At 45.8% G+C, this 23,210-nt stretch carries 19 protein-coding genes; 10 read left to right on the forward strand and 9 right to left on the reverse strand.

Translation table 11 applies throughout. The features are described from left to right. The first annotated feature begins 12 nt into the window (after positions 1-12). Complete coding sequence (locus tag ON006_RS15595; RefSeq protein WP_244822997.1) at positions 13-930, forward strand: helix-turn-helix domain-containing protein; 918 nt, start codon at positions 13-15, stop codon at positions 928-930. Between the two features lie 197 nt (positions 931-1,127). On the opposite strand, the gene ON006_RS15600 is transcribed toward ON006_RS15595, so the two are convergent. The 7 genes from ON006_RS15600 to ON006_RS15630 all read right to left on the reverse strand — a co-directional run bounded on the left by ON006_RS15600 (position 1,128) and on the right by ON006_RS15630 (position 7,569). Continuing rightward, entirely contained in the window at positions 1,128-1,427 is a 300-nt protein-coding gene (locus tag ON006_RS15600) for a DUF1330 domain-containing protein (RefSeq protein WP_244822996.1), read from the reverse strand. A 323-nt stretch (positions 1,428-1,750) separates the two neighbouring features. Continuing rightward, entirely contained in the window at positions 1,751-2,590 is an 840-nt protein-coding gene (locus tag ON006_RS15605; RefSeq protein WP_244822995.1) for a DUF2306 domain-containing protein, read from the reverse strand. Positions 2,591-2,706: 116 nt separating this feature from the next. Continuing rightward, the gene (locus tag ON006_RS15610; RefSeq protein WP_244822994.1) at positions 2,707-3,279 is read right to left on the reverse strand and encodes a Crp/Fnr family transcriptional regulator; all 573 of its coding nucleotides are present in this window, start codon (positions 3,277-3,279) and stop codon (positions 2,707-2,709) included. A gap of 50 nt (positions 3,280-3,329) precedes the next feature. Beyond that, positions 3,330-4,331 (reverse strand): virulence RhuM family protein, encoded by a 1,002-nt coding sequence (locus tag ON006_RS15615; RefSeq protein WP_244822993.1) that lies wholly within the window; start codon positions 4,329-4,331, stop codon positions 3,330-3,332. Between the two features lie 216 nt (positions 4,332-4,547). Beyond that, on the reverse strand, positions 4,548-5,609 hold the full coding sequence (locus ON006_RS15620) for an NAD(P)-dependent alcohol dehydrogenase (protein ID WP_244822992.1): 1,062 nt from the start codon (positions 5,607-5,609) through the stop codon (positions 4,548-4,550). A gap of 203 nt (positions 5,610-5,812) precedes the next feature. Further along, on the reverse strand, positions 5,813-6,526 hold the full coding sequence (locus ON006_RS15625) for a LytR/AlgR family response regulator transcription factor (RefSeq protein ID WP_244822991.1): 714 nt from the start codon (positions 6,524-6,526) through the stop codon (positions 5,813-5,815). Continuing rightward, on the reverse strand, positions 6,526-7,569 hold the full coding sequence (locus ON006_RS15630) for a sensor histidine kinase (RefSeq protein WP_244822990.1): 1,044 nt from the start codon (positions 7,567-7,569) through the stop codon (positions 6,526-6,528). Before ON006_RS15630 ends, ON006_RS15625 begins: the two co-directional genes overlap by 1 nt. Before the next feature lie 273 nt (positions 7,570-7,842). On the opposite strand from ON006_RS15630, the gene ON006_RS15635 reads away from it, so the two are divergent. Together ON006_RS15635 and cysC are read left to right on the forward strand one after the other, a co-directional pair. Beyond that, on the forward strand, positions 7,843-8,574 hold the full coding sequence (locus ON006_RS15635; protein ID WP_244822989.1) for a hypothetical protein: 732 nt from the start codon (positions 7,843-7,845) through the stop codon (positions 8,572-8,574). A 45-nt stretch (positions 8,575-8,619) separates the two neighbouring features. Beyond that, positions 8,620-9,183: an adenylyl-sulfate kinase gene (gene cysC / locus ON006_RS15640; RefSeq protein WP_244822988.1), complete on the forward strand. Its 564-nt coding sequence runs from the start codon at positions 8,620-8,622 to the stop codon at positions 9,181-9,183. On the opposite strand, the gene cysQ is transcribed toward cysC, so the two are convergent. Next, a complete protein-coding gene (gene cysQ / locus ON006_RS15645; protein WP_244822987.1) occupies positions 9,180-9,941 on the reverse strand; it encodes a 3'(2'),5'-bisphosphate nucleotidase CysQ in 762 nt (253 codons plus the stop codon). The genes cysC and cysQ overlap by 4 nt on opposite strands. Before the next feature lie 179 nt (positions 9,942-10,120). Between cysQ and ON006_RS15650 the strand changes: the two genes are divergently transcribed. The 7 genes from ON006_RS15650 to ON006_RS15680 all read left to right on the forward strand — a co-directional run bounded on the left by ON006_RS15650 (position 10,121) and on the right by ON006_RS15680 (position 22,911). Further along, positions 10,121-11,221 carry a substrate-binding domain-containing protein gene (locus tag ON006_RS15650; protein WP_244822986.1) on the forward strand — a complete coding sequence of 367 codons (1,101 nt, stop codon included), beginning with the start codon at positions 10,121-10,123 and terminating at the stop codon, positions 11,219-11,221. A 115-nt stretch (positions 11,222-11,336) separates the two neighbouring features. Then, positions 11,337-14,324 carry a glycoside hydrolase domain-containing protein gene (locus ON006_RS15655; RefSeq protein ID WP_244822985.1) on the forward strand — a complete coding sequence of 996 codons (2,988 nt, stop codon included), beginning with the start codon at positions 11,337-11,339 and terminating at the stop codon, positions 14,322-14,324. Positions 14,325-14,546: 222 nt separating this feature from the next. Continuing rightward, the gene (locus ON006_RS15660) at positions 14,547-17,594 is read left to right on the forward strand and encodes a SusC/RagA family TonB-linked outer membrane protein (protein ID WP_244822984.1); all 3,048 of its coding nucleotides are present in this window, start codon (positions 14,547-14,549) and stop codon (positions 17,592-17,594) included. 10 nt (positions 17,595-17,604) lie between these two features. Next, entirely contained in the window at positions 17,605-19,134 is a 1,530-nt protein-coding gene (locus ON006_RS15665; RefSeq protein WP_244822983.1) for a RagB/SusD family nutrient uptake outer membrane protein, read from the forward strand. A gap of 111 nt (positions 19,135-19,245) precedes the next feature. Then, positions 19,246-20,646, forward strand: a complete 1,401-nt coding sequence (locus ON006_RS15670) for an aryl-sulfate sulfotransferase (protein WP_244822982.1) — start codon at positions 19,246-19,248, stop codon at positions 20,644-20,646. A 3-nt stretch (positions 20,647-20,649) separates the two neighbouring features. Further along, complete coding sequence (gene chrA, locus ON006_RS15675; RefSeq protein ID WP_244822981.1) at positions 20,650-21,831, forward strand: chromate efflux transporter; 1,182 nt, start codon at positions 20,650-20,652, stop codon at positions 21,829-21,831. A gap of 3 nt (positions 21,832-21,834) precedes the next feature. After that, positions 21,835-22,911, forward strand: a complete 1,077-nt coding sequence (locus ON006_RS15680; protein ID WP_244822980.1) for a sulfotransferase — start codon at positions 21,835-21,837, stop codon at positions 22,909-22,911. On the opposite strand, the gene ON006_RS15685 is transcribed toward ON006_RS15680, so the two are convergent. Next, positions 22,904-23,104: a hypothetical protein gene (locus tag ON006_RS15685; protein WP_244822979.1), complete on the reverse strand. Its 201-nt coding sequence runs from the start codon at positions 23,102-23,104 to the stop codon at positions 22,904-22,906. The genes ON006_RS15680 and ON006_RS15685 overlap by 8 nt on opposite strands. Positions 23,105-23,210 lie beyond the last annotated feature (106 nt).

The raw sequence follows: 23,210 nt of genomic DNA on the forward strand, positions 1-23,210 counted from the left end.
CTACATTGTAATATGGCAAACGCGCAATTTCACCGCTTCAAAACGATCACCGAATTTCACAGGTTCAGGGGGTTACCCAAGCCGGAACACCCGCTGATCAGTGTTATTAACATGGAGCTGGTCGACCATTTACCTGCTAATGAATGGAGTTTAATCAAGGATTTTTATTCCATCTCAATGAAAAGGGGTTTTAATGTCAAGATCAAATACGGCCAGCAAGAGTTTGATTTTGATGAAGGCGTGATGTTCTTCATGTCGCCCGGCCAGGTACTCAGGCTTGAAGTTGAAGTCGATACCACGTTGCAACAATCGGGATGGATGTTACTGGTCCATCCCGACTTTTTGTGGAATACGCCGCTGGCCCAAACCATCAAACAATACGAATATTTCGACTATTCCGTCAATGAGGCTTTGTTCCTTTCCGAGAAGGAGGAAAACATCATTTCGGGCATTATGCAAAGCATTCAGCAGGAGTACCAGTCCAATATGGACCAGTTCAGCCAGGACCTGATCATTGCTCAGATCGAACTGCTACTCAAATATTCAGAGCGGTTTTATCAGCGCCAATTTTTGACCAGAAAAATAGGTAATCACAAAATTTTGGGCCGTTTAGAGCAAGTCATCTCCGCATATTTCGATAGCGATGATTTGATAAAAAAAGGTTTGCCGACCGTTCAATATGTTGCCGATGCATTAAATATCTCGCCCAATTACCTGAGTGGGATGCTGAAACTATTGACAGGTCAAACTACGCAGCAACACATTCACGACAAACTCATTGAAAAGGCCAAAGAAAAATTATCCGTCACCGATCTGTCAGTCAGCGAAATAGCCTACGAGCTTGGTTTTGAACATCCGCAGTCGTTCAGCAAATTATTCAAGACCAAAACTAATTTTTCACCGCTGGAATTTCGGCAGTCATTTAACTAAAAAAGGCCGTATACCACGCAGCCCCAGCATCAAGCCGCAGAGCGGCCTCCTGTTTCTAGCAAAAATATCATTGAAATTCCCCCGGCTCCGGCGGAGCCACCTAACATGCAAAAACGCAGGAGGCTCCGCCGGAGCCGCAAAAATGGTGACCGTTAATTTTCTACATATAGGGGGCGCCTCTGGCGCCGTTGTGGGAATTATATTTTGCCTTCGATTAACATGATCCGCTCTACGGACTCGTCTTTCAGATGCATATGTTGCAAGCGTTCAGGGTCGTCACGGTAGCCTTCAAAACTTGCGCGGTCTATAAAACTCACCAAATGAAGTTCATACGGATGCCCTAATGTCGTGGCAACTACCGAAGACCTCGGCGGTCTTACCCGATAAATCAGCTCCCCATTATGTCGTTGAAGCAATGGCAAAACATGGTCTTCAAAAGAATGGAATGTGTTTTCCTTTCCTTCCTTAATAAATATCAGCTGTGTAAAATAGATCATCGTTTGCGGCTCTGTTAGCTGTGTCTTCTTGTAACCGATAGAAGTTCAAATATGTACAAAATCCAGTATATAAGGAAGATCCGCAATATTTTAACTTGCTAAAACTCAGAAAAGACTCTAACTTACTACCTATAAGCTAATTCCAGAACATTTTAAACCGCAATTCAAATGACTATCGCGTGGACTATTTCAGGTATCGTCTTGTGTTGGTATTGTGTGAAAGCTGTTAGGGTTAATCCTGAGAAACCAAATTGGAGTAAAGCCATTGTAGCGACACTTTTCTGGCCCCTCTCACTGTTTATGAGGCGATATTAATGCCATGACTATTCTATTCTCGGCAACCACATGCCCATTGTCGCCGCAAAAATACCAATCCCCATGATAATAGTGGCTATGAAAATGATAGCTGACGTCACTAGACTGAACATTTTACCCTGGTTTTTTTTGGCGTAAAAATACATTTCCAGTATAATCAGCGAGATTGGAATGGCGTATGTAAATACCGAAAGACCTGTTAAAAACGGACCGGTGAAGGTTTTAGGATCGAACCCCACAGGTCCGCCATTAATGAGTAACCAGAACATCAACAACACCCGGAAAAACCAAACGCCGCTAACGACCATAAACAGTCGTAATGCCCAGTTCCTATGCTTTTCAAACTGCCGCGCACGTGCATATCTGATCGCCAGCAGAGCAAATCCAATGATGTAAATGGCGTGAGTACTAATGCTGACACGGCGTGAATCAACGTCCACGCCTTCGCGCGTCCATATCATAATAAGTCCGCCAATACTGACGAAGATTGCCGTAGTGACGTAGGTTCTCCCCAGCCAGCGATGAAACCGAGGGAAACGGCTGCGTATCTGCGTGATCAGTTGCAAAGGCCCGCCAATTACCAGCACCGCAGCCAAAAGCACATGCATTCCTACGACCAGGTTTCCTTTCCAGTCACCTTCCACATAGCCGTGCGGCAGTACTTGGTTCCATTTTTCAAATTCCCCGGCAAGAGTACTTTTTCCGTAAAACGAGAGGATATAAACCCCAAATATCCATTGTCCAATCGTAGTGACGGCGAGCCAGGAAGTTGCTGCGAAGGTGAGGATTTTTGGTGCATTCAATACTGGTACTTTTTCGGATTGCAGGACGTTTACATTTGTCATCATAGTCGAAGGCCGTTTAAGTTTTGGTCAAACTTAAATCCGACTTTCTCTTAGCTGATTAGACAAATGTCCAATACGGATAGGCGGTTTTATTTTAATGTGAGCGAAATAGCAGTTACCTATCCCCGAAGCCTGCTCAGATGCCGCTGTGTGATCCCCAGATATGACGCAATGTAGCGCAGCGGTACGTGCTTGATGATGTTTGGCTTCTCTTTCAAAAATTTCAGATAACGATCTTCGGCGCTCAGCGTAGCCATGTCGTTGATCCTGTTTTTATCTTCCTGCAAATGCTTTTGCAGAATCTGAATGGTATAGTCTTTCTGTGTTTTGCTATGATTGGCGCCGGCCTCCACATCGTCCCTGTTAATCCGCAATAACTCGCAATCGGTAATGCAATGCAGGTTTTCATTGGAAACGCTGCGGTTCATGAAATAAGTATAGGAAGTAAAAAACCGTGGGCCGTCATTCAGATCAGTTGTGATCTCGTTGTCATCTTTATCTAAATGAAAGTTCCGCATGTAGCCCGACACGATGAAATTATGATACTCAGGTACCTGCCCGGCACGTTCGATAATGGTATCCTTTGGCACGAACACCGGCTTGAATGATCGACGAATCGATTCCTTGTCACCTTCCGGCAATGTCAGGATCTCCTCAACATAATTGAAAAACCCAATATAGTAATGTTCCATATTGATGACGGTTAGGCGGCATGAAATGAGTCGGAGCGTAAGCAATTTATCTAAAATTTCAACTTCTTCAACTCCTGGTCAAAATCACTTTCGAAATTCCTGTCTTGTCCGACACGAAACTTTTCAAATTCCTGCTCTGCAAGTTTCAGGGCTATTTCGTGACTTACTTTTCCTGCATCTTTCAGAATTTCATATTCGTTAAACTGCAAGAAGCCGTCCAGCTTTGAGACCCAATCCTCCATTTTCATCGGAATTTGTCTGGCGGCCTGATTTTCAGCGTAATCCAGATACATCGAAACGATACGTTCGAGTTCTTTTATTTCCTTTTCAATTAGGTAGTTTTTTGCAACACCAATATCGGTTTTCAGGACTTTCCCGTGCGGGGCATTCCTAAATGTCTGCAATCCCATATTCGGCTTTTCAGAATCCGCCCGTTCAGCGATAATTGCTGCTGCCGTTTTTCCGGCAATGGCGTAGTGAAGCTTATTTTGCACTGTTTTGAAAAATTTCAATGTAATATCCGAACCTTTGACATAGTCAATGCTACATTGTTCGTATATGTCAGTGATTTTCAGATAAAATCTGCGCTCGCTGGCTCGTATTTCACGAATGCGTTCCAGCAATTCATCGAAATAATCTTTTCCAAATCGTTTCCCCTGTTTGAGCCGCTCATCATCCAGTACAAACCCTTTGATGATAAATTCCCGCAAAGTCTTCGTCGCCCAAATGCGGAATTGCGTTGCCTGGAAACTGTTCACCCGGTAACCCACCGCGATAATGGCGTCCAGATTATAGAAATCAACCTCGCGCGCTACATCCCTGTTTCCTTCCTTTTGAACTATCCGGATTTTCCGGATAGTTGCTTCTCGTATCAGTTCCTCTGAATTGAAAATGTTTTGCAAATGCTCATTGATCGTCCGCACGTCTACTCCAAACAACTCAGCCAAACGCTTCTGATTCAACCAGAAAGTCTCGTCATTGAAGATAACTTCGACTTTAATGTTCCCGGCCGGGGAGCTGTAAAATATGATATCTGTTTGCTGATTTTCCATGGAGGTAGTGAAGTTTGATAGTGTGTTTTGTGGTGTAAATGAATTATTTGCTTTGCTCCCAAAGTAAAATGTTTTTCGGAAATAAATTGATTTTAATAATCAATCGGTTGTTATAAATATCCTCTTTCATCCAGGCACTGTCTTTGAGGTTTTGATTAAACAAAAAAAGGTGAACGACAACCGTCGCTCACCTCTCGTTCTCGTTAGTTCAGGCTATCAGGCAGGTTCTTTCAGTGATGCCATATCAATTACAAACCGGTACTTCACATCACCTTTCAACAGGCGATCGTAAGCTTCGTTGATTTGCTGGATATCGATCATTTCGATGTCTGAAACAATGTTGTGTTCCGCACAGAAATCAAGCATTTCCTGTGTTTCGGCTATACCACCAATGGACGAGCCACTGAAATTCCTGCGCATTCCGACCACATTAAATGCGCCGATAGGTAGTTCATGTTCGGGCAACCCTACCAATGCAATGGTACCATCCAATTTGAGCAATTGCAGATAGGCATTGATATCGTGCTGTGCCGAAACCGCATCCAGGATGAAATGAAGACCGTTTCCATACTTGCGCATTTGTTCCGGATCCGTCGATAATACCACCTCGTCTGCCCCAAGTCTCTTGGCATCTTCTATTTTTGACGTTGAAGTTGTAAAAACTACGACATGCGCGCCCATGGCTTTGGCGATTTTGATGCCCATATGCCCCAGCCCACCCAATCCTACAACTCCTACTTTTTTGCCCGGACCCACATTCCAGTGTTTTAAAGGTGAATAAGTGGTAATTCCAGCGCAAAGCAAAGGTGCAGCAGCTGCAAGATCGAGGTTTTCCGGTATGCTGAGCACGTAGTTTTCATCCACCACAATGCTCTCCGAATAACCACCGAATGTTTGCTGATGCAAATGCTTTTCTTCGCTGTTGTAAGTGTACACGGCACCAACGAGGCAGTATTGCTCCAAACCTTCTTTACAATGGTCACATTCACGGCAACTGTCTACCATACAGCCTACTCCTGCCAGATCGCCTACCTTGAACTTAGTCACGTGATCGCCTACGGAAGTTACTTTCCCTACTATTTCATGCCCCGGTACCACGGGATATGTAGTGCCGCCCCATTCATTTCTTGCCTGGTGCAGGTCGGAATGGCAAACGCCACAGTACAATATTTCAATTTCCACATCATGCGGTGTTGGCTTTCTGCGCTGAATACCCAGCTCGTTGAGTGGCGCCTCAGCCGTTTCCGTGCCGAACGCTTTGATTTGTTTTACTTCCATATGGTTTACTTAATTTACTTTCGTTTGAATGTCCTTTTTTGAATGCTTCCAAATTCCGTTGACGCAAATTACGGCTGGATGATTTCACACCTGCAAGTTACTGCCAGGCCGTGTGGTTCAATAAGAAAAACCAAACAGCCTATTATGAAAATCAAATATTTCTGAAACGGGATATGCCTGATCGAACGGGTCTTGAAAGGACGTCAGGTCTTTTGAAGCACTTTATCCAGTTTGGCTTTATAAATTCGTCCGATCGGGATTTCTTCGTTATCAACCCGAATGTAAGTCGCGCTCACGGCTTGAATGTGGTCCAGAGATACGATAAAAGACTTGTGAATTCTCACAAACCGGTCGGGTGGCAGCTTTTCTTCCAGGTAACTGATTCGTAGGTAGGAAACCAGCGGGCCCGTGGTCGTATGGACACGCACATAATCTTTAAGACTTTCGATCCATAAAATATCATCCAGAAACAGCTTGACCATTTCTTTATCTACCTTAAAATACTGGTACTCTTTACTAGCTTTCGGCAATGCGGTCACCTCCTGCGGGGCGATCGAATTCTGTGAAAACCGATAGATCTTGCCTACTGATTGCAGGAAGCGTTCAAATGAGATAGGTTTCACCAGAAAATCCAGCACATCAAACTCGTAGCTTTCCAGCGCATACTCCCTGAAAGCAGTGGTAAATACAACCTTGGGCCGGTAACCGAGCGGACGTAGCAGGTCAAATCCAGACAAACGCGGCATTTGAATATCGAGAAAAATAACGTCGATCTGCGTCTGCTGTAAAATGGTCAATGCCTGAGAAGGACTGTTGGACACGCCCACTAATTCCAGATCGGGCAAACGGCTGATGTAATCCGTGAGCAAGTCGGAAGCGAGAGGTTCATCGTCCAGTACAAAACAACGGATAGCCATTATATATCGAATTTTAAAACTGCCAGAAACTGCCCCTCTTCCGGCATAGTAACCAGTTCGTAACTGCCTGGAAAGAGAATTTCCAGTCTCTTTTTCAAATTGGACAGGCCCAAACCCGAAGTAAATGGCGCAGGCGAGCCTTCCGGTACCGAGTTTTCGACCGAAAATACCAGACGGTTCCCATTCAATGACAAATGCATCTGGATCCAGCAAGGGCCTTCGGTTTGCGCCGCCCCGTGCTTGAATGCATTTTCCACAAATGGTAAAAGCAGCATTGGAGGGATCATTATCTGATCCGAATTGATCAGGTAATTAAAATTAGCCTGCAAATCCAGCCGCTCCCCGTAACGAATTTGTTCAAGCGAAATGTAATCTTTCAAATAGGCTATTTCCTTTGATACAGGGACCGTATCGCGGTGACTTTCATGAAGCTGGTAACTAAGCAGCCCACCAAGCTGGTGGAGCAGGTTAGGCATCTGCCCGGGCTGGTGCATAGAAACCGAGATCAGGTTATTGAGGGTATTGAACAAAAAATGCGGCTGTACCTGGGATTGCAGCAAACGATACTCGGCCGAAACTTTCTCGCGACGGTAGGTTTCACTTAGCTGCTGCTGACGCAACGCGTGACGGACCAGGTCCACAGCCACAAAAAGCACCACAACCAAATGCAGCTGCATGGTTTCAGCTAATATTTTAGGCCAATACAAAAAAGGTTTTTCCAAGGCGTTCGGGTGATAGATCGGATAAAACCAGGTGTAATTAATGTATCTCCTCAGAACGCCAAAAACCAGTAGTCCAACTACAAGGCTCAGCGAAAATTCCAGCATCCGGTTGGTCAACAGGAAATGACGCACCGTCACAACCAAATGCCAGTACCCCGCAATGATCAGCAATGGTAGGTTAATGGTGATAAAACACAGACTTTGCTGAAAATTGTCCAGGTAGGCACCGGTGTTGAGCCATTCAAACAGAAAATAGGCCAGCCAAAACACACTTTGTGTCCATACCTGCTTATAGGGTTTCAGCGAAGAAAAACGAACCATTACTAAATATAAATTTCTCTGTTCGAAAGGCCGAATCTAAATAATTAATATAGGAAAACCGTCATAATTCGCCTAACGACAAAAGACCCGGCCTCAACGCAGCTGCGACCCGACAAACGGCGGATTTTTCCGACAAACAGTGCTATTGTCCAAATCGTAGTCATGTGGGAGAACCGGCAGGTCGCTTGGCTAAAATCCAAAAAGCGTATTGGAATAATGAATTGATTTGCCAGTGATATAAGTGCTCAGTTTTTCCTCAAAACATCATCAGCCATGTCAATTCATCCTATCACTCCGATCAAATGCATTACGAAATCCAGCTCGTCAAGCTATTTATTGTGGCTGTGTTTTGCTGTCCTGTTTTCTCTTCAAGTCAATGTGCAAGCACAATCCTACCAACTTGCGGGAGCGAAAATTGAAAACGACTCGTCCAACGCCCATTGGCGGATACTGACCAATGCTGCTACCCGGCGCACACAGGTTCAGTTTTTCGGACGGGATCAGCAATTACTATACGAAGAGGCATTGCCTGAAAAATGGATCAAACAAAACCGAAAAACACAAAAGCAACTCGACAAGCTGCTCTCACAAATTTTGGCCAACCAGTTATTAATAGCCAGGCTCAAAACGGAAGACTTACCACCCAAACTCCCCGATCCGGTACCCACATATTTGAATGCTTCACAGGACAGTTCCTCCAATTCTGGGTCTTACAGCGTTCATGCCACTATCAATGCAGATGCCAAGTTGTATATCGTTGTTGACAATCCTGATCGTTTCAGATACAAAATAGAGGTGGTGGATCACATGGAACGATCTGTTTATAAGGAATTTACCAGCCATGATCACTACCGGCGGAGGCTGGACGTATCTCCTCTCCCCGGTGATTCGCTCCGTGTGATCGTCGGTATCAATAACCAGCGGTTCATTTATAATATCAAAAAACAGAATACGAAAAGCACATATAGTATCCAGCAAATGGTCGCCGCGAGTCAGAATAACTGACAATTTCATTTGTTTTATACTAAATTGCCCGAAAAACGCGCCCCAATGATCAATGCTAAAAAGACACCCCTGAACCAAAAAGGAATGGTAATCTGGCTGCTGGGGTTGTCCGGGGCAGGGAAAAGTACCATTGCGACATTGCTGAAGGAAAAGCTCGATAGCGAAGGTTTTTTTTCCGTTTCACTGGATGGGGACATTCTCAGGGCGGGGATCAACAATAACCTGACCTATTCAAACGAGGACCGAGCAGAAAATGTCCGCCGCGCCGCTGAAATGGCGAAAATCCTCGTCGGGAACAACATTATCACGATCTGTTCTTTCATCACTCCATTGCAGGGACACAGGGATTTGACCCATCAAATTCTCGGCGATCAGTATTTCGAAGTGTTTGTCAATTGTCCACTCGAAATTTGTGAAAAGAGAGATGTCAAAGGTCTTTATAAAAAAGCACGGAGAGAAGGCTTGTCCAATTTCACCGGTATCAGCGCTGCATTTGAACCTTCCGTCAGTTCCCACCTCACCCTTTTTACAAATATTCAGACACCCGAAGACAGCTGCGGAATGCTCTATTCCGCCATCCTACCCTATATAAAGCCCGACGCGAATTAATTAACAATGCACAAGAAGCTGCCATTCAGCAACGAAGGTTTGTTGTAAGAAAACGGCTCTCCATTTGGCTGGGTGACCCTGGCCCCACTATAATTCGCAATGGCGTGGCCGGCCGCAGTGTCCCATTCCATCGTCGGCCCGTGACGGTAATAGATCTGCGCCTTACCTTCTGCTACCATGCAGAATTTGAGCGAGCTACCCACCGTAATCGAGGACGTCACCGGATAACCCGCGAGCACTTTTTCATCCTCTTCGGAAGCGTGCGACCGGCTTCCCACCGAAACCCAGTCCGTGGCTGGCTTGGCCACTTTTATAGCAGTTACCATCCCGTCGGCTGATTTCTTCCAGCTTCCGTCAGCCTCGCTTGCATAGTACAAAACCTCCTGGACGGGCACATAAATCACGCCCAAAACAGGTACGCCATCATGTATCAGCGCAATATTTACGGTAAATTCTCCGTTCCGTTTAATAAATTCCTTGGTCCCGTCAAGAGGATCTACGCACCAAAAATAGGACCAGTCTTTCCGGTCATCGTAGGGAATATCCTTACCCTCTTCTGAAATGATCAGGATCAATGGATAGGCTTCTTTCAATGCTTTTACAATCAAATCGTTTGCAATGCGGTCGGCGACAGTCAAAGGAGAATTGTCCGACTTCAATGTGGTCTGAAAGTCTGCCTGAGTACCATTGTACACTTCCAGAATAGCTTTTCCTGCTTCGATGGCAATCGCATTGATCCGTTCAATATCTATTTGCATGGGTTATTTTGCTTGAAAATGAGCATTGAGAATGTAAATCTAAATCAATCTGCAAACTTCGCATAAATTCGCAACCGGCCTTCTTTGCAAGTTACCGTTTCCAGTATTTAAGACACTTCGATTACAGTATTAAAAAATAGAAAACCGCTTTGGGAAAATAATAAACGCAATTAACCTAAATGAATAATAAGACAATTCGCATCAAAGACATAGCCCTGAAAGCCAAAGTTTCTACGGGGACCGTCGACCGCGTAATCCACAATCGCGGAAAAGTAGCAGAAAAAGTAAGGCTCCGCATTCAGAAGATCATCGACGATTCTAACTATGAGCCCAATCTGATGGCCCGGGCGCTCGGCTCCAAAAAGCAATATCGCTTCGCAGCCCTGGTACCCGATCATGAAATAGACTCCTATTGGCACGCACCAAAAGAAGGTATCGAACTCGCCGTGAAGGAATTGAGGCAATATGGTATCTCGGTCGAGCCGTTTGTTTTCAATCCATTCAACGTCGCTTCTTACATTGAAAAAGCGACAGAACTAACCGCTACCAACCCGGAAGGGATCTTTTTGTCCCCGATTTTTTACCACGAAACATTGCCTTTTTTTGAGAAATGGAAAAAGGCACACATTCCTTTTGTCCTTTTCAATACCGAAATTGAGGACTTCGGCCCGCTGAGCTATATCGGCCAGGATTCGTACCAGAGCGGCAAACTTGCAGGTAAACTGATGCATTACGGACAGTCGGAGCCATGCTCGATACTGGTCGTACACATTGATGAAAAAACCAGTAATGCCGCCCACTTGGTCAAAAAGGAAAATGGGTTGCGGGATTACTTCGGCCAGGTTGACGCCGATAAACATTACGCCATTGCCACGTTGGAACTGGACCGCTCTGATCCCTCGGATTTCAGCCAAAAACTTAGTCAGGCAATTGACAGCACTCCTGACCTGAAACATATTTTCGTCACTACCTCCAAGGCACATCACGTCGCCTCGTTCCTTGAAGACCGGCACATCGGTCACATCAAGATCATTGGCTATGATCTGCTTTCTCAAAATCTACATTATCTGAAAAAGGGAACCATTGGTTTTCTGATCAACCAAAATCCAAAAAGACAGGGTTATCTGGGCATTAAACAGCTGGCCGACTTCCTGGTATTCAGAAAGAAAGTTGCGAAACTCAAATTCCTGCCGCTCGACATTGTCACACAGGAAAACCTGAACTACTATCTCGACGAAGAAGAAGAAACCGTAATGGAAGAAACGGTCGCTAACGCATGAATTAGCTCTTTTTTTTGCTTTTCAAAAACAAATATTGGGTCATTAAACCCATTGATAAATTAAAATTTGCTTGAAGTGTGTGCGTACACACTTTAAATTTGGTACGTTTGTACCCATGAAAACAGCGTTACCCCTCTCCCTGATCTGTCTGCTGCTATGTACTGTTATCCATGCGCAGGAGTTGAAATATGTTGTCGGACAAAATCAATGGACCGGCGATTCACTAGGCAACCATCGCGCAGTAGTGCAGGTAAGCCAGGCGTCGGAAGTCGCCAAAGTTACCATAGATTGGCGCCGCCGCGACAAGCATACCGATAGTGAAATCATCGTTGTGGACGCGCAGGCCAACAAACGAATCCTGAATGTAAAAACAGAAAATATCAGCCGCGAATCGGGCGATGTTTTCTTTGAACCGCTTTCCGGTGCAGGTCAGTATTACATTTATTACCTGCCCTACAAGGTCAGCGGCCGGGCCAACTACCCTACCACAACTTATCTCACAAAAACAGAAACAGCTTCTCCGGCATGGAAAAATTTGTCCGCCAAGCCGGTTCCAGCCAAGGTTTTATACATGGAATCCATCAACGAGCTCAATAGCTTTTATCCGATGGAGGTTATTGCAAAAGCTCCGGAAGTGAAGAGACTTGTTGCGGACAATGCATCCAAAAACTACCTGGTGTTCCCCGAAGACCGGATGCATCCCATTAAAATGACGGACGACCTGCCGCAGCGCTGGGTAAGCAACGGAGCGATATCAGGTTTTAAATCAGAGGTCTCACCTGGCGAGAACTTTTCGTTTCAATTGGGTATCTATCCTGTCAAAACCGATTTGAAAAATATTAGAATCCGTTTTACAGATCTGAAAAACGGTAAAAACACATTACCCGCCAGCGCGTTCTCTTGCCTCAATACCGACGGTACAGGCTGGGACGGGAAGAAACTCACTAACAAAGTAAATGTTGCCAAAGGAAAAGTACAGGCATTATGGTGCCTTACCGACATTCCAGGCAACATTCCGGCCGGAACTTACACGGGTACCATTTTCGTAACAGCCGACGGTGCTGCCGAAACTCCCGTTGCATTGACATTCACCGTTAATGCAAACAAGCTGGCAGACAAAGGCATCAGCGAGCCGCAAAAGCAAACGCGCCTGGCCTGGCTCAACTCTACATTGGCCCAGGAAAACCAGGTGATCAGCCCGTATATTCCGCTTCAAAGAGAGGGAAACAGCATTGCATTGCTGGGCAGGAAATTCAATGTTTCGCCAAACGGCCTTCCTGAAAATATCCAGACCTACTTCACGCCGGAAATGACCGGCGTATCGAAGACGGCCAAGAACATTATCCAGTCACCCGTAAAGTTTCAGGTGGTCAATGCAAGCGGTACACCTGAAAAACTGGTTGCGAAAGGATTGAAATACACCACGCAAACGCCGGGAACGATCGGTTGGACAGCGACGAGCTCTTCTCCGAATGTGAGCATGGATGTGAAAGCGCATATCGAATTCGATGGGTTTGTAGCGTATGAAATTAAAGTGACTGCATTGAAAGACATCGGGCTCGCGGACATTTTCATGGATATTCCAATGAACAAAGATGCAGCCCGCTACATGATGGGCCTGAACCTGAAAGGCGGAAAGCGGCCTGCGGCTTTTGACTGGAAGTGGGAAGTCGCGACCAAAAATCAGGACGGTGCATGGATCGGCGACGTGAATGCAGGACTGAACTTCTCGCTGCGCGACGAGCAATATGTACGGCCATTGAACACCAACTTTTACCTGCAAAAACCATTGCTGCTACCTGCTTCCTGGGGTAATGCTAACAAAGGCGGTATCAAAATATCGGAAGAAGGCGATCAGGTTTTGATCAAAAATTACAGCGGCGACAGGAAAATGAAGAAAGGTGAAAGCCTGTACTACAATTTCACGCTCCTCATCACGCCATTCCATGCATTGGATACGGATTTTCAATGGAAAACAAGGTTTTTCCACAAATACGACAACCCGGATTCCATTAAGACAAAAGGCGCGACGGTTGTCAACATTCACCACGCCACACCGATCAACCCATTCGTCAACTATCCCTTCATTGAACACAAAGCGATGAAGGAATACATTGACAAGGCACATCAGGATGGATTGCAGGTGAAGATTTACAACACGATCCGTGAGCTTTCCAACAGTGCCTATGAGCTTTTCCCGCTCCGTAGCCTGGGTCACGAGATTTTTTCGCCGGGAAAAGGCAATGGTTATGCATGGTTGCAGGAGCACGTTGGCGAGGATTACATTGCCGCCTGGTATGTTCCCGGACTCAAAGACGCTGCCCTGGTAAACTCTGGCATGAGCCGCTGGCATAATTACTACGTGGAAGGAATGAACTGGCTGACTCAAAAAGTGGGTATCGACGGCATTTATCTCGACGATGTGGCTTTCGACCGCACGACGATGAAGCGTGTAAAACGCGTATTGACCAAAGACAATCATCCAGGTATCATTGACCTGCATTCCGCCAATCAATACAATAAAAACGATGGCTTCAACAACAGCGCGAACCTGTACATGGAGCATTTCCCTTACCTGAACCGCCTCTGGTTCGGCGAATATTTTGACTACGAAAAGAACAGTCCCGACTTTTTCATGACCGAAGTGTCCGGTATTCCTTTTGGCTTGATGGGCGAAATGTTGCAGGATGGCGGTAACCCGTGGCGCGGGATGGTATACGGCATGACCAACCGGATGCCCTGGGGCGAAGGCGACGACGCGCGGCCGATCTGGAAAGTATGGGATACGTTCGGTATTCAGGGAAGCAAAATGATCGGTTACTGGGTGGAAAACAATCCGGTGAAGACAGACGCGGCGACGGTTTTGGCCACCAGCTATGTCAAAGGAAAGTCCGCGCTGGTATCCATTGCAAGCTGGGCAGAAGGCGATACTGACTTTCACCTGAAAATAGATTGGAAAGCATTGGGAATAGATCCTGCAAAAGCTTCCATAGAAGCGCCGGAGGTAAAAAACTTCCAAAATAAAACGTCATTCAGCGATGGGCAATCCATTCCTGTGGCAAAAGGCAAAGGATGGTTACTAATCATATCCGAAAAGCCCTAAAAAGTAAAATTATGTTTTTCACTTACCTCTCTCAGTAAAATTTTCTTTCGAATGAACAAATCGCAGGAATTTTTATTTTGATGGTGTGTGCGCACACATTTTGTTTTTACATTTGTTTACACCCATAAAATATTTGAAATCAGTGTATTTGGAAGAAGGTCGCTCATAGCGGCTGGTTTCTTCCTGAAAGATTTTTTATGTCAACCCCAAACCCACGTTTCAATGAAGTACAAACTTTTATTCTTTCTAATTTTCGTCTCGCTTCTCGCTGTGAAAAACGGTTTCGCTCAATCGGGTGAAATCCGTGTGTCAGGAAAAGTGACCGACGCCAAAGGATCTGAGATCCCAGGGGCCAATGTTTCGCTGGTAGGTACCAACTCCGGCGTGATCACCGATGTGGAAGGGAAATTTTCCCTGAATGTTCCAGGTACCAAGTCAGTTTTGCGCGTTTCTTTTATCGGCTACAAAACAGCCGAAATGACAGTAGGCAACCAGACGCAGTTTAATGTAACGCTCGAAGAAGATTCCAAGACATTGGATCAGCTGGTGGTAGTAGGTTATGGTACGCAGAAGAAAAAGGACCTGACCGGCGCAGTAAGCTCCATCGGCAATGAAAGCCTGAACCTTGGAGGTGCTACTTCCAACGTAGCACAGGCCTTTCAGGGTAGAGCGGCAGGTGTGCAGGTGAGCCAGTCCAACTCGGCTCCCGGTGGCTCGACGGTTGTACGTGTGCGCGGTGGAAACTCCATTTCCTCAACCAACGAACCCCTATATGTGGTGGATGGATTTCCTTCCGAAACTGGAAAAGAGATCAACCCTAACGATATCGACGATATTCAGATCCTGAAAGATGCTTCCGCTACTGCTATTTATGGTGCTAGGGGTGCAAATGGTGTTGTGATCATCACTACCAAACGTGGTAAGGCCGGCAAGCCAACCGTTACCTTCGATAGCTACTACGGGATTCAAAAAGTAACCAGCTCGTATGATAAAATGACTGGTTTGCAGGCTATGGAAATCACCAATGCCAAAAATCAGGAGAGAGGTTTACCGCCTACGTACACGCCGGCAGACCTGACAAGCGGGACCAATACGGATTGGTTCAAGCTGGCCACCCGTGATGCAAAAGTCCAAAGCTATAGTTTAACTGCCAGTGGTGGAAATGAAGACACCCGTGTGGCTCTTTCACTCAATTATTTTTCTCAGGACGGAGCGCTTAAAAATACCGACTACGACCGGTATGCTATCCGCTTAAACCTGGATAAGCAATTTGGCAAACGCTTCAAAATGGGCGCGAACATGTACGGAGCGCATACTTTCTCTCTGTACAAAAACTATGACGGTAACATTCAGCCATCCAATGTGATGTACGGAATTTTGTCAGCTTCGCCTGCAACAGCCGCCTACAATGCTGATGGGACATACGCAAGATTTCAAGGCCGCGATAACTCCATTGCCTGGTTGCTGGAACCTGTCAACCACCTTTATGGCAACAAGATCAATATCAATACATTTTTAGAGTACCAGTTTACCGATGCGTTATCCTTCAAGGTGAATGCCGGTACGGAATACAACGCTAATAAGGAAGGCACTTATTTACCACGTAGGCTTGTGGATGGTGAAAAAGTAAGGGGCCGCGCGACGGTCATGGAAAATACCGCTGCGCGAAATCTGGTTGAAGGTTATTTTACCTATGTCAAAACCTTCGGGTCGCATTCTGTTAATGCCATTGCGGGGGTATCGATGCAAAATGACGTAGTGGAAAACCATTTTTCGGCTGTTCAAAATTTCAGTACCGACGCGTTTCTTTACAATAACCTTGGAGCAGGTACGCAACGTATGCTTTCTACCAGTTCGAAAACGAATACTAAAATCGCTTCCGCTTACGGACGTATTAACTACGCTTTTAAAGATAAATACCTGGCGACCTTTACAATCCGTAGAGACGGATCGTCGCGTTTCGGACCAAACAACCGTTACGGTTACTTCCCATCTGGTTCGGTGGCCTGGCGTCTTGGCGATGAAGAGTTCGTGAAAAACCTGAATGTGTTCTCTGACCTGAAACTAAGAGCAAGCTACGGAGTTACAGGTAATGACCGTATCGGAGATTACGCGTACATGACTACTTTTTCCCCGGTTAACGTCACATTGGACGGCAACAATTCTTACGGCGGGACAGCCGCCAGCCGTTTACCAAATCCTGATCTTAAATGGGAAAGTACTGCCCAATTGGACATCGGTGCCGATGTAACCTTCGGCGGTGGACGCATTTCTGCCACTTTCGATTACTATCGCAAAAAAACGAAGGATTTGCTCTTGAATATTCCTGTTGGCGACTGGTGGGGTTTTACAACCCAGATCGTGAATGCAGGTTCTATTCAAAACAGTGGTCTTGAACTTTCTCTTAACACGCAAAATATTGCAAAAGGAAGTTTCAGGTGGAAAACCTCATTCAACATCGGCTACAACAAGCAAAAAGTGTTGAGCCTTGCCGACCGTCCGTATATTATCACACAAACAGCCAATCCTTACGGCGGAAGGGCCATCGACTTTACCAAACTGGAAGTGGGTCAGGAACTCAGCAGCTTCTTTGGATATAAGTATGCAGGGGTGATCAAAACGGGCGAAACCTACACGCCACAACCGGGTGCTCCAGCTGGTAGCCCAAAATATGTGGACGTTAACAATGATGGCAAAGTCGATGCAAATGACCGCGCTTACCTTGGCAATGCTAACCCACATTACATTTATGGTATTGGCAATGAGTTCAGGTATAAGAATTTCGATCTGAATATATTCATGCAAGGTGCCCTGGATTACAGCCTTTACAATGGTAACGGATTAGTACTTGAATCGGGCTACGGTACATCCGCTCTAAACAGATGGACACCCAATAACCAGAACACGGACATTCCACGTGATGGCTACGCGACTACTTCTTACGGAAGCTATATCAATGACCGGTTTGTGGAAGATGCTTCGTTTCTGCGTTGCAAAATGATCACTTTGGGTTACAATCTTCCGATTGGTTCAGCCAAAAAACTGAATGTAAGAGTGTACACGACAATTCAGAATCTCTTCACCATTACAAACTATACCGGGACCGACCCTGAGGCAAATACAAGGGCTTCCAACTCAGGCACAGCGGCAATTGGCGGAACTCCTCCTAGTGCGGTTCCAACCACTGCTGTCAACCTTGCTTCCGGGCTGGATTATACGGCGTTCCCTTCTTACCGTTCGTATACCCTTGGTTTAAAAATTAACTTCTAATATTCTGACAATGAAATATATATCAATCTTATCACTACTCATCATGTGCCTTGCGGTATCCTGCGAGGGGCTGATTGAACCAAAAGTGTACAGCATCCTCACCGACGGAAACGCTTTTCAATCAAAAGACGATGCTATTGCCGCAGTTAACGCAGCCTATTCCAGACTGAAACAGCCCAGCGGGACCAACGACTCATGGATGTATTATGCTGGTTTTCAGGTTACGATTACTGACCTTACAACTGACATTGGACATGCAAAATCAGGTGGAGACGTTGGCTTGATGTCCGACGCCAACTGGGGACCGAGTAACACGTATCTGGCTTATGCATGGCAACACCAGTTTAAACTCGTTTCCGATGTAAACAATGCTCTTTATTATATTCCAAAAATCGCTTCGCTGAAAGATGACGAAAAAACGCAATTTTTAAGCGAGCTGAAATTTTTGCGGTCGTTAGGATATTTTGATTTGACAAATGCATTTGGTCCCGTTCCGTTGATGACGGAAGATTCGGTAGCCAAAAGCATCCAAAGTCCTGATTTTGGAGCTCACACTCCTGTAACAGAATTGTCAAAAATCAACGCACAAGTGATCGCTGACCTGGAATATGCAGCGAAAAACCTGCCGGCGAATTATACGTCCAATGCGATTTATAAAACCAATGATGTGGGCAGGGCTACAAAGGGTTCGGCGCTTGCCTTACTTTGCAAACTGTATATGCGTGAAAAACAGTGGCAAAAAGTAGTTGAAGTAACTCAACAGATCATGGATCTGAAACAGTATGCGCTTTACCCTACTTATGCGGGACTTTTTGCAGAAAACAACAAATGGTGTTCTGAAAATATTTTCAGCGCATTGTCCAACAATCTTGTGGATGGTACTGAAATGATGAACCATTTTGGACCTATCAACAATAAGGAAGTTACCGACAGATGGCAGTACTTCGCGATAACCTGGTATTTCTGGAATACATTTGAAAAGAATGACGATCGTCGCGAAATGTTCTTCTATGACTATATCGGCAGTGACGGCTTGCACTATGTACAGCCTCCTGCCGGGCAAATAAACCCGCCTGCCGGCTACTACTACCTGGCGGACGTAGCGTCGAAAAAATATGCTGACCCCAAAGGATCAACTACTTACCTGGACGGACACGTGTTCCCGATCATTCGCTACGCGGATATCCTGATGTCCCGCGCCGAAGCTTTGAATGAATTGAATGGTCCTAATGCAGAAAGCATTCAACTGATCAATCAGGTAAAAGCACGCTCGAAAGCGACATTGCTGGGTGCTCCGGGTACATTTACGAAAGATGGGCTGCGCGATCAGATCCTGACAGAACGTGGCTGGGAATTCTTCTTCGAATGCAAACGTCGTGAAGATTTGATCCGCATGGGAAAATATCAATCCGTTGTGAACAACTACCTTACCACCATCGGCAAGGCACCACGTATTGATATCAACAAACATAAATACTTCCCATACCCACAAACACAAGTAGACCTAAACCCAAGCCTAAGCAACAGCGACAGGCAGTAACCTTTCGGCTTCGTTCAGAGTGACAAGTATTGTCAAGGGACAAAAACATTGTCATGCTGAGCGAAGCCAAAGCACTTTACTATATTTACGCATACCCACGTTCCTACATTTATGAAATGCATTTTACTCAACTTTCTGATTTTACTCGCGGGAATGCTCCTGACTGGCTGCGGCGGTTCAGGCATTGAAACGATCAGCCTGAGCGCTCCCGGCAGAAACACATTGAAAGTAAAGATTGATGTAAAAACAACTCATAAGAACAGTCTTCGGATCAACTATTGGACAAAAAACGACTCACTTACCAAATACACAACACCAAGTTCTCCCGAAGGCACTGAGCACGCCCTCGTACTGACCAATCTCCGCCCCAGCTCACAATACCTTTATCAGATCATCTCAACAGATGGCGGGGTGGAAACCAGCAGCAAAGTATACGACTTCAAAACCTCCGGTTACCCGGTCTGGATTCAGGATTTTTTCCGCGTTATCGCGCCCGATTCGGCGTCGGTACCACAGACATTCAAAGAAGGTTTTGTGCTGATCGCACGCCGTGAAACGCCCGGGATTATTTTCATGCTCGACGCAAAAGGCGAGATCCGCTGGTATCATCAGGTGAACGGTACCGGATTTAAAACCACGCATTTTACACGCAACAAAACCATTTTGTCCATTCTCGGAACGGAAGAATATCCCACGAGCTATGGAAATGAAATTCTCGAAGTATCCATGACCGGCGACACGCTGCTGCATCTCAAAAAGGGCGAAGGCGACTTCAAAGAAACGGTACACCACGAAATTATCCTGAACCCGAAAAGCGAAGTCGTCACACTGAGCGTCCAGACCAAGATCATGGACCTCACCAGCGTCGGCGGAACGGCAAAAGACACTGTGAAAAGTGACGGCATCATTGTACTCGACAGAAAAGGCAAAAGAGTATGGAGCTGGTCCGTTTTCGACGTGCTCGATCCATTAAAAGATCCCAAAATTATGCAGGAAAAGAAAGACTGGATGCATGCCAATAGTGTCAACTTCGATACCGACGGCAACTACCTGATCTCTTTTTACAACAATGGACAAATCTGGAAGCTGGATACCAAAACCGGGAAAGTAATCTGGAAATTTGGTAAAAACGGAGATTTTGCGATGCCCAAAGAAGTTGTTTTCGACCAGGGCCACGCAGTACACCGCAATGCTGAGGGAGATATTATGCTTTTTGATAATGGTACGAGCCGTGAACAAACCCGCACATTGACATTCAAACTGGACGAAAAAAACAAAACCGCCGCTGTTACCCGACAGATCATTTTACCCAAAGAAATTTACACCGCCAGAATGGGCAGCGCATACCTGGTTACCAGCGACGCAATCCTGCAATGCAGCTCCAAAACCAACACCGTCGTGCTGACAAACAAGGAAGGACGGTTTTTATGGATGCTCAAAAGCAGGATCATGCCCTATCGTGCCGAGTTTATTCCGGGCAAACTGGTCGCTCCCTATCTCGTGAACAAATAGCCGATGAAACCTACCCTCACCTATCTTTTCCTGACATTCCTGAGGATAGGTGCGACGTCGTGGGGCGGATTTATGGTTCTCATTTCCATGATCCAGAAGAAGGTGGTTGAGAAGGACGGAAACCTGGAAGCCAATGTGATCATGGAAGGCATTTCGCTGGCCTCGGTGTTACCCGGTCCGATGGCTGTTAATGTGGTATCGTTTGTAGGTTACAGGCTGGGCGGCTGGACGGGCGCATTCGTAAGCGTCGTGGCGGTGTTGTTACCCTCCTTCTTACTCATGCTGGCCCTCTCTCACTTGTATTTTTTATACGGTAACATCCCGGCGATGAGCCATTTTTTCTCGGGAATTCTTCCGGCGGTGGCGGCGATTATCATTAGTGTGGCCGTCAATCTGGGAGAAAAGAGCATCAAAGACCTCCCGCAGATCGTCATTGCAATCGCTTCGGCGGTACTGATTTTTTTCTCAAAATCCTACCTCACTACATTGACCATTCTTGTCGGCAGCGGCATTTTCGGGTATATCTTCTATTACAAACCCGCACCGGCACAAACATTACCCGAACAGGGAACATCGGAAATCAGAGCTTCGCGAAAGCAATATTGGCTCCTGATACCTGTGGCAGCATTGGTTTTGCTCTTTGTTTTTATCAATAAAAGCCCGGGCATTCATTTACATAAAACCATCCTGCTTACCTTCTCGGGAATGAGCCTGAGCCAGTTTGGAGGCGGTTATGTGATTATCCCCACCATGCAAAAAATCGTCGTCGACGGAATGAAATGGCTTTCGGACAAGGAATTTGTAGATGCCGTCGCGATGGGTCAGATCACGCCGGGACCCATTTTCGTGAGTGCGACATTTATCGGGTACAAGCTGGCCGGGTTCTGGGGCGCGCTCAATGCAACAATTTCTATTTTCTTTCCAACGGCGATACTCACGGTTTTTTGTGCCAAATTTTTTAACAAAATCAGCAGCTCGGCCCTGGTAACAGCAATCTTCAAAGGTTTGAGGCCCGCTATTATCGGAATGATCGCCTCGGCAGCCCTGACGATTCTGTGGAATAATGGCCTGTCCATTTTTACCATTGCGATTTTTGCCCTGGCATTACTCACGATCATGCGTTTCAAAATAGACCCGGTTTACGTGATTCCCGTCGCCGGTATCATTGGAATTTTAATACTATAACCCATGACATTTACCCCCGTCCAGATGATCGGGACACAACGTTCCGGCTCTAATTTACTCAGACTGATGCTGAACCAGTTGAAAGGCGTATCAGCCCCTCACCCGCCGCATATTCTGGAAAGGCTGATGCCACTGCTGCCCGCATATGGAGATCTGAACATTGTCCCTAATTTTGAAAAACTGATCGAGGATGTGTGTTCACTGGTAGAAACCAATCCCGTTCCCTGGACAGGCGTCGTGCTTGACCGCCAGGTGATACTCACGCGGTGCGCGGAACCTACGCTTCCTGAAGTTACCCGCGTGGTGTATGAACTGAAAGCTGAGAGTGAGGGCGCAAATGTGTGGATGTGTAAAAGCATGGCAAATATCCGTTACGCCGACGATCTTGAAAAATACTACCGCAAACCCCTATACGTCCACCTTTTCCGCGACGGCCGCGATGTGGCGCTATCATTCAAAAAAGCCATTGTTGGCGAAAAACACATTTACCACATTGCCCGTCAATGGAAGCAGGAGCAGGACGCGTCGATTGATTTGTACGAAAAGCTGGGTAGCAGCCGGGTGATCAGGCTTCGGTATGAAGATCTGCTTCAAAACCCGCAGGAAGAACTAAAAAAGCTGTGCAGCTTCCTTGGAGTTGCATATTCGGAAGCCGCTATGTCCTACCACGAATCAGACGAATCGAAAGAAACAGCCAACTCAGGACTCATGTGGCAGAATGTCGTGAAACCCGTATTGACGGATAATCACAACAAGTTTTTGAAAGAATTGAGTGAAGTCGATATCCGGATTTTTGAATGCGTCGCTGGTGAAACCTTGGAAAAACTCGGCTATCAACTTCAATTTGAGTACAACAAAAACCATTCATTTTCCGACGAAGAAATCGCTTCATTTTCGAAAATCAATGATGATTTGAAAGCCGAATTCAGAAAAAAACTCCGCCCGGAAGACCTTGAAAAAAGGCGCGGCCAGGAGGAGCTTTTAAGGAAAATCAAATCACAAATGCCTGTACACCAGTTACCTTCGCCGCCTGCCTCTTCAAGGGAGCCTGCTGATCTGACAACTCCAATTATTAACTAAGGACTTCGCTAAGCCTTTGTACCTGGCTTTTGTTGTACGTACGGGTAATCGTAGCGGATTTACCCGTCTTGACGTTGGTAACTGTTATACCTTTATCAGTTACAATATTATAGATAAACCTGATAATACTAGCAGAAGCAATGGCTACTGCCAATAATATGACAAGTGTTGAAAAATTATCTATTGCTTCCATTTAGACCAGGTTTTTTTGTTACAGACATGATTACTAACCAGATAACACTGAGAAAGTTATTGGAAGTAAGTTTCTTCTTTCTTTTTTAGTAAAATTGAAATAATCT

The organism is Dyadobacter pollutisoli, assembly GCF_026625565.1.
Classification (GTDB): domain Bacteria; phylum Bacteroidota; class Bacteroidia; order Cytophagales; family Spirosomataceae; genus Dyadobacter; species Dyadobacter pollutisoli.